The organism is Gluconacetobacter brunescens (assembly GCF_048695475.1).
GTDB lineage: Bacteria > Pseudomonadota > Alphaproteobacteria > Acetobacterales > Acetobacteraceae > Gluconacetobacter.
In genome coordinates this window covers 31787-44414 of the sequence record NZ_JBLHEN010000002.1, presented here as the reverse complement: position 1 = coordinate 44414, position 12628 = coordinate 31787, and the positions used below count along the sequence as shown (strand labels likewise).

The following is a 12628-nucleotide window of genomic DNA, read 5'->3' as shown; positions in this document are numbered from 1 at the left end:
TATCCTATCGTAACGAGGCAGCCGTCTTGCGCTCTGGGCCAACAGATCGGGAAGAGATCATTGAACGCTGACGAGATCGTGGACCCCGCCGATGCCCATTCCGATCAGGTCAGGCGTTTTCTGCTGCATGTTGGCGTTCCCATATTCGGCGTCGTGCTGGTGGTGGCCGTCATCGCCGGGATCGGGCTGCATTCCTACCGTTCGATTCGCTCCGGCGCGCTGGCGCTGACCCACGACCTGCTGGTCAGCGAGCAGAACTACATCGCACAGGAAGTCGGCGATTATCTGGGCCCGGCCACGGCGGGAACGGTGATTGCGCGCGACATGCTGGAACACGGCTCGCAGACCGCCATCATCAAGATCTTCAATTCCTACGGCGGCAGCATGCTGCGGCATGTGCCGCAGGTTCATTCCTTCTATCTGGCCGATTCCGACGGGCATTTCGACCTGATCGAACGCGACCCGAAGGGCAAGGGGCTGGAGACGACGCAACTGACGGGCGAGGGGGCCGGGGCGCAGTTCGTCCATCAGTTCCGTGACGAGAAGGGCAACGTGCTGCGGACGGAAAGCAATCCGACCGGTAATTACGACCCGCGGACCCGCGAATGGTTCAGGGGCACGGCCGAGTCCGGCAAGCTTTACTGGTCGGCGCCCTATTTGATCAGCCAGACCGGGCAGATGATCATCACGGCGTCGATCGTCTATCAGGGCCAGGATGGCCGGAAGTTCGTCTTCGCCGTCAACCTGTCGATGAACGAGTTGACCAATTTTCTGGATTCGCTGAAGATCGGCAAGAGCGGCCATGCGCTGATCCTCGATCAGGACGGGCATCTTCTGGCCGGGCGGCACATGCTGGACGTGGCGAAGAAGGCCAACTGGGACCCGTCGAAGATGGTGCTGGACCCCCAGACCTATCCGGCGCTGGCGCAGGCGTTCGATGTCTATCGCGTGCAGGGATACGGGCCGCATACAGTCCGCAGCAGCAAGCGCAATTTCGTGACCATGGCGGCCCCGATGCCCTCGACGGCGAAGAAATGGGTGCTGATCCTGGTGGCGCCGGAAAGCGATTTCGCCAATTTCGCGATGGTGGACGGCCGGCAGAACCTGCTGTTCTCGCTGCTGATCGTGGCGCTTGCAGCACTGCTGGGGGGGCTGCTGTTCCGCCAGGGGCGGCGGACCGAGCACGTGTCGGCGGAACTGGCGGGCCTGCGTGCGGTTTCGGGGCGCGAAAGCCAGACGCTGCGCGCGGTGGCCAGCTATCCGGCGCTGTTCGACCCGACCGACGAGGCGCTGATCCTGACGCGCAGCCTGGCGGAGATGGCGCTGGCGCGGCGGGCCTCGGTCTGGCGTCTGATGCATGACGGCGCGACGTTGCTGTGCGTCGATTCCTACGATGCGCGGCATGATGCCCATTCGGGCGGTTTCGAACTGTCGCGCACCGACCTCCAGGCCTTTTTCGACCTGGTGGCGCATGGCGATGCCATCACGGTGCCCGATGCGGGGGCGGACGAGCGGACGGTCAGTTTCCATCGGCTGTTCATGCGGACCTTCGGCAGCCACAGCCTGTTCCTGGCGCCCATCCTGGGGGCGTCGGGGCCGATCGGCATGATCACGCTGGAGGATGCGCCGCGTGCCGGGCTGGTGTCGCATTTCGTGGCCATGATCGCGGGTGTGGTGGCGGCGCGCTTCTCCGCCCAGCATTACAGCGCGGTTGCCGCCGCCGCCGAGGAACTGGCCGCGCCGCCGGCGCCGGAAGCCGAGCATTCGCTGGGCGATGGTTTCCTGATTCCGCCGGGCAGTACGCAGGCCGATGGGCAGGGGGGACCGGTGGAGGGGCTGTTCCCGGCCGTGGCGGTCATGGTCATTACCTTTGCCGACATCATCACGTCCTCGCGGGCCGATCCGGCGCGGATCATCGCGCTGGTGGAAGCGCTGGCGGTGCAGCTCCAGACCGTGGCGCGGGACCATGGGCTGTATTCGATCAAGATGCTGGGCCATCGGCTGGTCTGTGTGGCGGGCTGTTCGCACACGCCCGATCCGACCGCCGCCGAGCGGATGGCGGATGCGGCGCTGGTAATGCGCGAGGCGTCGCTCTCGATCCTGTCGCGCGCCGATCTGGACCCGGTCTTTCGCATGGGGATCGATGTCGGCCCGGTCTTCGGCGGGCTGCTCGGCGACGATCCGAAGGTGTTCAACCTGTGGGGCGACGCCATCGGCATGGCCGAGATGATGGCCCAGGGGGCGCCGGATGTGGGCACCATCCAGGTGTCGGAGGAGGTATACCAGCTTCTGCGTGGGCGGTTCCTGTTCCGTGAGCGCGGGCGCTTCTTCGTGCCGCATGCGGGCATGACGCGCACTTATGTTCTGGCGGGGCGGCGATGACGGGCGGGGCGGTTGCGCCGGCGCCGTCCAACGCGCCGGAGGACGGCCAGCCGGAGGTCCAGCCGGGGGGGGCATCGGGCTGGCTGAGGGAGAGACTGGCGCGCATCAGGCCTGCTCTGGCGTGGATCGGGCGGCTGACGCGCCATCAGGTCCGGTTCGTGCTGGTGCTGGTCGGGTCCGCCTGGGGGGTGGTGCGCGAGAGCATGCGCCCCAATTCCTGGCGGCGGACGGTGCGGGAGGAATTTCGCCTGTGCCTGCGCCAGGTGGTGAGCGGCGGGTTTCTCAGCACCATCGTGACCGCCACGCTGGCGGGGCTGATGGTGGTGTCGCAGGCGGTCTACTGGCTTGGCTTTGCCGGCATGGCGCAGATGACGGGGTCGATCCTGGTGTCGGTGCTGGTGCGCGAGATCTCGCCGGTGCTGGTGGGGATCATCCTGCTGGGGCGCAGCGGCATGCTGGTGCTGACGGAGATCGGCATGCTGACACTGGGGGGGCAGATCCGCGCGTTGCAGGCGCAGGGCATGGACCCGTTCCTGCTGCTGGTACTGCCGCGCACCTGCGCGTTCATGGTCGGCGGTTTTACGCTGGGCATCCTGTTCGCCACCAACGCGCTGCTGATGGGTTTTATCATCACCCATGCCTCGGGCGTGATCACGACGTCGGTCTGGACGTTCTTCGCCAATGTGCTGGTCGCGATGTCGTCGTGGGATTTTCTGGTGATTCCGCTGAAATTCATTCTGGTCGGGTTCTTTGTCGGCCTGGGGGCCTGCATGACCGGTCTGCTGGTGGATGCCGACGACACGATCGCGACCCTGATGCCGCGCGGGTTCGCGCGCGGCATCATGACGGTGATGGTCGTCAACATCCTGTTCACCCTGGGGGGCTGAGGGATGGCGAACGAGGGGCCGATCCTGGAACTTCGCGCCGCCCAGCCGTCGTTCGACGAAAGCGGCATGGCGCCGGTGCCGATCGATCTGCGGCTGATGCCCGGCGACTGCGCGGTGATTGAATGCCGGGATTTCGCGCGGGCGACGCTGTTTGCCGACCTGTGCTGTGGCATGATCTCGCTGGCCTCGGGCAGCGTGCGGTTCATGGGGCTGGACTGGGCCGAACTGGGGGACCGCCAGCTTTATGCCCTGCGCGGGCGCATCGGGCGGATTACCCGGCGCGGATCGTGGCTGGACCTGTTCGGCACGCACCAGAACATCATTCTCCAGCAACTGCACCACACGACGCGGCCGACCGAGGACGTGGTTGCGGATGCGATGGCGCTGGGGCTGGCATTCGGCTTTCCCGGCCTGCCGGTGACGAGCCCGGGGCATCTTTCGGCGGCCGACCTGGCGCGGGCGGCCTGTGTGCGGGCTTTTCTCGGCCGGCCCGACCTGCTGGTGCTGGAGGATATCTCCGACCTGTTGCCGGCGGATGCGGCGGTCGCGTTTCTGGAGGCGATCACGGCGGCGCGCGACCGGGGCGCGGCCGTGATCTGGTTTGTGCGCCATGCCGCCACCTGGGCCGATTACCGGTCGGCGGTGAATGTTCATCTGCGCCTTCTCGATGAAGGCCTTTTCCCGGTGCGGGGGGTCTGATGGCCAAGGATCAAGTAAAGGGCCTGACACGGCAACTGGTGCGGGTGCGCTATGCCGACGAATGGGTCGGGCTGCTGGTGCTGGTGGCGCTGCTGATCTGTTCGGCCGCCGTGATCGAGGCGGGCGTGCTGCATAACTGGCTGACGCCGGCGGGCCGGTTGCAGATCGTGCTGCCCGATGGCGGCGTCAGCGGATTGGCGCCGGGCGATGACGTGGAAGTGGTGGGCATTCATGCCGGCACCATCCGGCGTATCCGCATCAATCCGACGGGCGGGATGTATGCGATCGCGGATATCGACCCGGATATCGAGCCTTTCATCCGCCGTGACAGTACCGCCACCATCCGGCGGCGGTTCGTGGTGGCCGGGGCCAACTATATCGACATCACGCGCGGCACGGGACAGGTGATGGACTGGCGCTATGCGGTGCTGACCGCGCACCCCGCGCCCAATCCGGCCGACATGATCACCCAGACCTTCGCCGATATCCGCGCGCGGGTGCTGCCGGTGCTGGATAGCGCGCAGCATATGATGTCGATGCTGGATGCCACGATGACGGACCTGCATGCCGGCAAGGGCACCGCCGGGCAGTTGATGACCGACGACAAGCTGATCCGTCAGGCCGAGACGCTGGTGACGTCGCTGAACGATGCGGTTGCGCATCTGACGCCGATCGAGCGGCAATTGTCGTCGGTCATGGCGAAGGCCGATGCCAGCATGGCCAATGTCCGCGCCATGTCGGGCGACCTGCGCAAGGCCACCCCGAACATGCCGGCGATTACCCGCAATCTGCAGGAGACATCGGCCGAACTGCCGGTATTGCTGACGCAGGCGCAGACCACCGCCGCGAGCCTGCAGAAGCTGACGGACCAGTTGCGCGGGCTGTGGCTGCTGGGCGGCAGTGGGGTGAAAGCCCCCGCGTCGCACCGCCTGCCGGCGGGGAGGATCGCGCCATGAGGGCGGGATATACGCGCGCCGCCCTGCTGCTGGTGCTGGCCATGCCGGCGCTGGCCGGGTGCGGCGGCGGCAAGGCGGCGCCGGCCGGCGATGCGGTGCTGGACCAGGCGATGGATACCGGGCACCAGTCGGAGGGGCTGGAGCGGCTGACGGTGGCGGAAGGCCAGTACCGGCAGGCCGGCACGCGCGCGCTGGCGCGTGACGATGCTGGGGCGATCGGTGATGCCGGCTATAATCTGGCGGTGGTGCAACTGGCGCAGGATAAGCCGGCCGACGCGCTTTCGACCATTGCGGCCACGCGGGCCGCGCTGGCGGTGCGGGGGCGGTCGGGCGCCGATGCCGGGCTGGATCTGACGCAGGCTGCCGCCCTGCATCGGCTGTCGCGGGACAGCGAGGCGGCGCCGCTGGCCGCCGGGGCGATGGCGAGCCCTGATCCGGCCATTGCCGAACAGGCCAGCCTGCTGACCGGGCTGATCGCGGATGGAACGGGCGACCGGGCGATGCTGGCGCAGGCCGTGGCGCATCTGGCCCATACGCGCCCCGTGGCCGCGAAATGGCAGGCGGACGAGGATGAATTGCAGGCCCGGATGCGGTTGCCCCAGGACCCGGCAGCGGCGCGGGACCTGGCCGTGCAGGCCGCCGATCTGCGGCGGCAGTTGGTGGATTATCGCGGCATGGCGCGGGCGCTGACCCTGGCGGCCCGTGCGGCGGGGCAGGCAGGGGATGCCGGGGGAGCGGCGGCGCTGACGCTACAGGCCGGCCAGAGCCTGCATGCGCAATCGCCGAGTGCGGCGCCTGCTACCGGGGCGCCCGACCCGTTCGCGGAGCCGGTGCCGCCGACCTGATAACGATCGGGTTTCCAATGGCCCGGTGGAAAGACCGGGCTCTGCCCGAACCCGGCAGGGGCCTTGGCCCCTGCACCCCAATTCGTTGATAAATAAATATGTTTCCGAAGGCGCGACCTTTGGCGGGGTTCAGGGCAACGCCCTTGATGGACGCATCTTTCAGATTGGGGATGCGACGCTGAGATCAGAGTGGCGCTCGATCAGGGTCGCGCTGGCCGTGTTCAGGCCCACGAGTTCGACCGTGAGGCCGTGGCTTTCCATTCGGGAGACGATGTCGCGCAGGGTGCCGACGGCCGTGATGTCCCAGAAATGGGCGTGGCGCAGGTCGATGCGGATATGGCGGGCGGTGTCGCGCGTGTCGAACCCTTCGGCGAACAGGTCGGCGGAGGCGAAGAAGATCTGGCCGGTCACGCTGTAAGTCCGGGTGTCGGTGGCGGCGTCGTACCGGGCTTCGACCGTGACCAGGCGCGAGACGTTGGCGGCGAAGAGCAGGCCGCTGAGCAGCACGCCCACCAGCACGCCGGCGGCCAGATTGTGGGTGGCCACCACCACCGCCACCGTTGCCAGCATGACCAGGCTGGCGCCGCGCGGATGGGTGCGCAGATCGCGCAGCGACGACCAGGAGAAGGTGCTGGCCGAGACCATGATCATGATCGCCACCAGGGCGGCGACGGGCACCCGGGCGACCCACGGCCGCAAGGCCACCATCAGCAGTAGCAGGAAGGCGCCGGCGACGAAGGTGGAAAGCCGGCCGCGCCCGCCATAGCGGAGATTGCCCACCGTCTGGCCGATCATGCCGCAGCCGGCGATGCCGCCGAACAGGCCGACGGCGACATTGGCCAGCCCAAGGCCGACGCACTCGGTGCGCTTGCTGCTGTGGGTCTCGGTCATGTCGTCGACGACGCTGGCGGTCATCATCGATTCCAGCAGGCCGACCATGGCCATGGCGGCGGCGAAGGGGAAGATGATCTCCAGCGTGGCGAGGGAGAACGGCACCTGCGGCCAGACCAGGTGCGGCAGGCTGTCGGGCAGGCGGCCCAGATCGGCCACCGTATGGACCGGCATGGGCCAGATGGTGGCGACGAGCGTGAGCGCCAGGATGCAGATCAGCGGCGAGGGGATGGCGGTGAACAGGCGCGGCACGCCGTAGATGACGGCCAGGCCCAGCGCGATCAGGGCGTAGGTGTGCCAGGTGACATGGAACATGTGCGGCAGTTGCGCCGAGAAGATCAGGATCGCCAGGGCATTGACGAAGCCGGTGCGGACGGGGCGCGAGACATAGCGCATGAGCAGGTGCAGCCGCGCCGCGCCGGCCAGCATCTGCAACAGGCCGGCCAGCAGGGTGGCGGCCAGCAGATATTGCACGCCATGGGCGCGCACCAGCGCCGCCGCCACCAGCGCGACCGATCCGGCGGCGCCGGAGATCATCGCCGGACGGCCGCCCGCGATGGCGATGACGACGCTGATGACGAACGAGGCATAGAGCCCGACCTCCGGGTCCACCCCGGCGGCGAAGGAGAAGGCGATGACTTCGGGGATCAGCGCGAATGTGCCGACCATGCCGGCCAGGATCTCGCGCACCGGATTGGCCGTCCATTCGGCGCGATAGCGGGCGAAACCGGAGAGCGGGGAGGCGGACAGGGCGGATTCGGACATTGTCGACTCAGACATCGGCGATGCTGTCGTCGGCGCGCCGCCACCAGCATTCCGCCGCCGGGCGGGGGGTGGGCAGCATGTCCAGCGGGTCGCCTTCGTAGCGGACGGTGTTGGTCGGGGTTTCCTGCAAGGTGATCTCCGCGCAGCGCAGCAGGGCGCCGTCGGCGTCCAGCAGCGCGTTGAGTTTGGCCATCATCAGGCAGGCCATCAGTTCGGTGGTCGGGTCGCCGGGCGTGACCACGATGCGGCGGGCGCGTTCGGGCTCGTGCGCGCGGAACCAGGCCAGGAGCGGATCGTCCTCGGCCAGTTGCAGGGCATGGTCCAGCCGTTCGTCCACGAAGCGGTGCCAGCGCGACTTGGCGCGCTGGAAGGACACGACCATGTTGCCGGCCCCGTCCAGCGCGCGGGGGGCGGTGGGGCGCAGGCGCACGGTGACGAATTCGTTGTGGCCGTGGGGCAGGGCGCAGCTTTCGCTGGCGCCGTGGATCAGCCGGTGGCCCATCGAGAAACGGCGGGTGAAGACCAGATCAAGCATTCTCGCTTCCCGCCATGTAGCGTTCCCAGCCGTTGCGGCGCAGGTCGCAGGCCGGGCAGGTGCCGCAGCCATGGCCCCACGGGTGCATCGCCTCGCGCGTGCCCAGATAGCAGCTATGGCTCTCGCGGTTGATCAGGGCGACCAGGTCGGGGCCGCCCAGGCTTTCGGCCAAGCGCCAGGTGTCGGCCTTGTCGATCCACATCAGCGGTGTGTGCAGGACCAGGCGGCTGGCCATGCCGAGGTTAAGCGCCACCTGCATGGCCTTGATCGTGTCGTCGCGGCAGTCGGGGTAGCCGGAATAATCGGTCTCGCACATGCCGCCGATGATGTGGCGGGCGCCCCGGCGGGCGGCCAGGGCGGCGGCGAAGGTGAGGAAGATCAGGTTGCGGCCGGGCACGAAGGTGCTGGGCAGGCCGTTCTCGTTCATCGTGATGGCGGCGTCGCGGGTCAGCGCGGTGTCGGAGACCGCGCCCAGGGCGTCGAGCGCCAGCGTGTGGTCCTCGCCCAGCCGGGCCGCCCAGGCGGGATCGTGCGCCGCCATGCCAGCGCGCAACGTGTCGCGGCATTCCAGTTCCACCGCGTGGCGCTGGCCGTATGCGAAGCCCAGCGTCTCGACGCGGCCGAAGCGCGACAGGGCCCAGGCGAGGCAGGTCGCGGAATCCTGGCCGCCGGAGAACAGGACGATCGCGCTTTCCTGCTTCGGGTCGGCGGGCGTGAGGGATGCGGCCATATCAGGGAATCCCGATCAGCTTGTGGGTCTGCAGGGACAGGCGCCAGCGCGGGTGGGTGCGGCAGTAGGCGACGGCCTGCGCGGTATTGCGGGCCTGGTCGGGGCCGTCCATCGGCTGGAGCCAGAATTGCTGGAAATCGAGGCCGGCGACGGTTTCGGGCATCCGGTCCGGCTGGGGGTAGACCAGTTTCAGCTCGTGGCCGGTGCGCTGGACCAGCGGTGCGCCTGCCTTGGGGCTGACGCAGATCCAGTCGATGCCTTCGGGGGCCGGGAGGGTGCCGTTGGTTTCGATGGCGATGGTGAAGCCGCGCGCATGGACCGCCGCGATCAGGGGGGCGTCGAGTTGCAGCAGGGGTTCGCCGCCGGTGAAGACGACGAAGGCGTGGTCCATGTCGGGCGCGGCCCAGGTGGCGGCGATGGCGTCGGCGAGCGCGGCGGCGTCGGCGAAGCGGCCGCCGCCCTCGCCATCGGTGCCGACGAAATCGGTGTCGCAGAAACGGCAGGTCGCGCTCGCGCGATCGGCCTCCCGCCCCGACCAGAGATTGCATCCGGCGAAACGGCAGAACACGGCGGCGCGGCCGGCATGCGCACCCTCACCCTGGAGGGTCGCGAACATCTCCTTGATCATATAGGCCATGCGGCGTGATTTCGGACAGGCCGTGCCCGGACGCAAGCCTTAAATCGCGCGAGCCGTGTCCGCCGGCCGCCGGGAGGCGGCCGGCATGGGGTCAGGAGGCCTGAACCAGGGAGGTGTGCATGCCCAGGCGGGCCAGCAGCCGAGCGTCGCGGCTGGCTTCGGGGTTGGGGGTGGTCAGCAGTTTTTCGCCGTAGAAGATCGAGTTCGCGCCGGCCAGGAAGCACAGGGTCTGCGCTTCGTCCGTCATGTCCTCGCGCCCGGCGGCCAGACGGACGCGGCTGGCGGGCATGGCGATGCGGGCGGCGGCGATGATGCGCACGAAATCGATCGGGTCGACTGCCTCGGCTTCGGCCAGCGGGGTGCCGGCGACGCGCACCAGCAGGTTGATCGGCACGCTCTCGGGGTGTTTCGGCAGGCTGGCCAGGCTGGCGATCAGGCCGGCGCGGTCGCTTTCATCCTCGCCCATGCCGACGATGCCGCCGCAGCAGACATTGATCCCGGCATCACGGACGTTGGACAGCGTGTCCAGCCGGTCCTGATAGGTGCGGGTGGAGATGATGTTGCCGTAATGCTCGGGCGAGGTGTCGAGATTGTGGTTGTAGTAGTCCAGCCCGGCGTCGCGCAGGCGCTGGGCCTGCCGGGAATCGAGCATGCCCAGGGTGACGCAGCTTTCCAGGCCCAGGGCCTTCACGCCCTCGACCATGGCGCAGACCGTCTCGAGATCATGATCCTTGGGAGAACGCCAGGCGGCGCCCATGCAGAAGCGCGCGGCCCCGGCGTCGCGCGCGGCGCGGGCTTCCTTCAGCACGGCTTCCACCGCCATCAGGCGGCTGGCCTTGACGCCGCCATCCTCATGCATCGCGCTCTGCGGGCAGTAGGCGCAATCTTCCGGGCAGCCGCCGGTCTTGATCGAAAGCAGGGTGGAGATCTGCACCTCGGTGGGGTCGAAGCGGGCACGATGCACGCTCTGGGCCCGGAACAGCAGTTCGGGGAAGGGCAGGGCGATCAGCGCCGCGATTTCGTCGCGCGTCCAGTCGGTGCGGACCGGCGGAAGGGACGGATCGGCGAAAGCGGGCGATGCGGCCGGCATGAGACCATCGGGCATCGGGGCAGGTTCCTGGACTGTCGGCGGTAAGGACCACGCTGTGCCACAGAAGCGGGGGGGATGTCACCCATGTCGAGATGTCGGGGCTTGTTTCGATGCCCCGAGGGATAGACGGGAGCGGGTGTGGCCTCAAAAAAAATCTTTGATCGTTGAATAATTGGGGTTTCACTACGGAGGCGCCCTTTTTTCATCGAGGGCGCGGTTCAGACGCAGGGACTGCCGCTCTCCATGGCCATTTCAGATAATCGCGCCGCGCTCAAACTCTCCCCCGATCATGACCTGACGGCGGAACAGGAGAGGTTTGTGGGCCGGATCGTGGCTTTCTGCCGGCAGCATGTCGGGGGGCGTGGCGGCGTCCTGGTGCTGGAGGGGGCGGCCGGGACGGGCAAGAGCATCGTCATGAATGCCGCTTTCGCCAGGCTCCGGCAGGCGGCGGCACGCGGCGGCGATGCCCTGTCGGGCCGGAGCATGATGTTTCTGGTCAATCATCCGGAGATGATCAAGCTGTATCGCCGGATCGCCGAGGGCTCCGCCATCTTGCGCAAACGCGACTATGAGCGGCCGACCAGCTTCATCAACCAGGCGCACAAGAGCGGGCAGGGCGCGGATATCGTGTTCGTCGACGAGGCGCATCTGCTGTTGAGTCGCAGGGATGCCTATAACCGCTTTCTCCAGGACAACCAGCTGGAGGAGATCATCCGGGCCAGTCGTGTCGTCGTGATGGTCTTCGATCCGAGGCAGGTCCTGAAATTCAAGAGTTTCTGGGACGAGGCGTCGCTGCGCCGGCTGCTGGGGGGCGGGCCGGTCGTCTTCGAGCGGCTGACGACCCAGTTCCGCATGCAGGCCCATGACGATGTGCCGCGCTGGATCGAGGCGTTCTGCCGGCGGGACCTGCTGCCGCTGCCGGCGCCCCAGCCGTTCGATTTCCGCATCTTCGACGATGCGCAGGCGATGTACGAACTGATCCGCCGGCATGAGGAAGCGGCTGGGCTATGCCGGATGCTGGCGACGTACGATTACCCTTATGTTCTTGACGGGCATGATCATTTCATCACCGAGGGCCGCTTTCACCTGCGCTGGGACCGGGCGTTGCCGCAGGCGCGGCTGCCGTGGGCGGAACGGGCCGATACCATTGATGAAGTGGGGTCGGTCTATACCGTGCAGGGATTCGACCTGAATTATGCCGGGGTCATTCTCGGCCCGAGTGTCGATTATGACGCGGCGTCGGATCGGATCACGATCGATACGGCGCGCTATGAGGATGGCGCCGCGTTTGCCGGGAAGGGAGCGATTGCCGATCCGGAGGGCGCGCGCGAACGGATCATGCTGAACGCCATCAACGTGCTGATGACGCGGCCGATGCGGGGGCTTTACCTTTATGCCAGCCGTCCGGCCCTGCGGGCACGGCTGATGACGCTGTGGCGCCAGCGTGAATCGGGGCCGGCCGCCGTGATGTCGGGTTTTTCATCGGGGAACGAATAGGAAACCCGGTTCGGCGGTGCTAGGATTTGGACTTGACACTGAAAAAAGGACGATCTGGTGCCGATCCATCATACTCCGCTCAGCCGTCGCCGGGGGCGGCCGGCGAAGGGAACGCCCGCGGCGCGTGACGCCATGCTGGGCGCGGCCCTGCATTGTTTCTCGCGCAAGGGGTATGACGGAGCGGGATTACGGGAGATCGCGGCGGCGGCGGGGGTCGATCCCGCGCTGATTTCCCATCAGTTCGGTTCGAAATTCGCGCTGTGGAAAGCGGTGGTGGACGAGATTGCGCTGCGCCTGGCGGCGGCGCGCCATTCGATCGAGGAACTGCATGGCGGGTCGGGCTCCACCGAGGAGCGGGTGCGGGAAGGGCTGACGCGCTTTATCACCGCGAATTGCGACATTCCCGAACTGGCGAAATTTCTCTCTGACGAACTGAGCGTGCCCGGCGAGCGCCAGGATTATATCCTGCGTGAAATCTGGGAACCCTATCAGGACGCGATGCTGCCCCTGTTGCAGGAGGCTCGTGAGGATGGGCTGCTCCGGCATGACGGATCGCCCGAACTGACGCTGATGATGGTGATGGGGGCCGTCATGCTGCCGCTGCTGATGATGCGGCTGCGGGGGCTTTCGAAGGGGGACGAGGCGGAGCTTTCCCGGCGGCTGGTGTCGGACGTGTTGCCGATGGTGCTGGCGGCCTGAGAGCCTGAGCGAAAA

The 12628-nt window shown here is 67.5% G+C and carries 12 protein-coding genes; 7 read left to right on the top strand and 5 right to left on the bottom strand.

The features are described 5' to 3' along the window. Positions 1-60: 60 nt before the first annotated feature. The 5 genes from ACMAUO_RS12490 to ACMAUO_RS12470 are packed head-to-tail and all read left to right on the top strand — an operon-like array spanning position 61 to position 5769. Positions 61-2382 carry an adenylate/guanylate cyclase domain-containing protein gene (locus ACMAUO_RS12490; protein WP_420357325.1) on the top strand — a complete coding sequence of 774 codons (2322 nt, stop codon included), beginning with the start codon at positions 61-63 and terminating at the stop codon, positions 2380-2382. Further along, complete coding sequence (locus ACMAUO_RS12485; protein ID WP_420357324.1) at positions 2379-3269, top strand: MlaE family ABC transporter permease; 891 nt, start codon at positions 2379-2381, stop codon at positions 3267-3269. Before ACMAUO_RS12490 ends, ACMAUO_RS12485 begins: the two co-directional genes overlap by 4 nt. Before the next feature lie 3 nt (positions 3270-3272). Next, positions 3273-3968, top strand: coding sequence for an ABC transporter ATP-binding protein (locus ACMAUO_RS12480; RefSeq protein ID WP_420357323.1), 696 nt, complete (start codon positions 3273-3275; stop codon positions 3966-3968). Further along, on the top strand, positions 3968-4924 hold the full coding sequence (locus tag ACMAUO_RS12475) for an MlaD family protein (protein ID WP_420357322.1): 957 nt from the start codon (positions 3968-3970) through the stop codon (positions 4922-4924). Before ACMAUO_RS12480 ends, ACMAUO_RS12475 begins: the two co-directional genes overlap by 1 nt. After that, a complete protein-coding gene (locus tag ACMAUO_RS12470; RefSeq protein WP_420357321.1) occupies positions 4921-5769 on the top strand; it encodes a hypothetical protein in 849 nt (282 codons plus the stop codon). The genes ACMAUO_RS12475 and ACMAUO_RS12470 overlap by 4 nt, the downstream gene beginning before the upstream one ends. Before the next feature lie 159 nt (positions 5770-5928). Here the strand turns inward: ACMAUO_RS12470 and ACMAUO_RS12465 are convergent, their stop codons facing one another. The 5 genes from ACMAUO_RS12465 to bioB form a co-directional block, all read right to left on the bottom strand. Next, positions 5929-7425: a SulP family inorganic anion transporter gene (locus tag ACMAUO_RS12465; protein WP_420358257.1), complete on the bottom strand. Its 1497-nt coding sequence runs from the start codon at positions 7423-7425 to the stop codon at positions 5929-5931. 7 nt (positions 7426-7432) lie between these two features. Then, positions 7433-7960, bottom strand: coding sequence for a 6-pyruvoyl trahydropterin synthase family protein (locus ACMAUO_RS12460; protein WP_420357320.1), 528 nt, complete (start codon positions 7958-7960; stop codon positions 7433-7435). Further along, positions 7953-8690: a 7-cyano-7-deazaguanine synthase QueC gene (queC, locus tag ACMAUO_RS12455; protein ID WP_420357319.1), complete on the bottom strand. Its 738-nt coding sequence runs from the start codon at positions 8688-8690 to the stop codon at positions 7953-7955. The genes ACMAUO_RS12460 and queC overlap by 8 nt, the downstream gene beginning before the upstream one ends. Position 8691: 1 nt before the next feature. Beyond that, on the bottom strand, positions 8692-9327 hold the full coding sequence (gene queE, locus ACMAUO_RS12450; RefSeq protein ID WP_420357318.1) for a 7-carboxy-7-deazaguanine synthase: 636 nt from the start codon (positions 9325-9327) through the stop codon (positions 8692-8694). 91 nt (positions 9328-9418) lie between these two features. Next, complete coding sequence (gene bioB, locus ACMAUO_RS12445; protein WP_420357317.1) at positions 9419-10432, bottom strand: biotin synthase BioB; 1014 nt, start codon at positions 10430-10432, stop codon at positions 9419-9421. Positions 10433-10660: 228 nt separating this feature from the next. Between bioB and ACMAUO_RS12440 the strand changes: the two genes are divergently transcribed. Beyond that, positions 10661-11914: a DUF2075 domain-containing protein gene (locus ACMAUO_RS12440; protein WP_420357316.1), complete on the top strand. Its 1254-nt coding sequence runs from the start codon at positions 10661-10663 to the stop codon at positions 11912-11914. A gap of 57 nt (positions 11915-11971) precedes the next feature. Beyond that, entirely contained in the window at positions 11972-12613 is a 642-nt protein-coding gene (locus tag ACMAUO_RS12435; RefSeq protein ID WP_420357315.1) for a TetR/AcrR family transcriptional regulator, read from the top strand. Positions 12614-12628 lie beyond the last annotated feature (15 nt).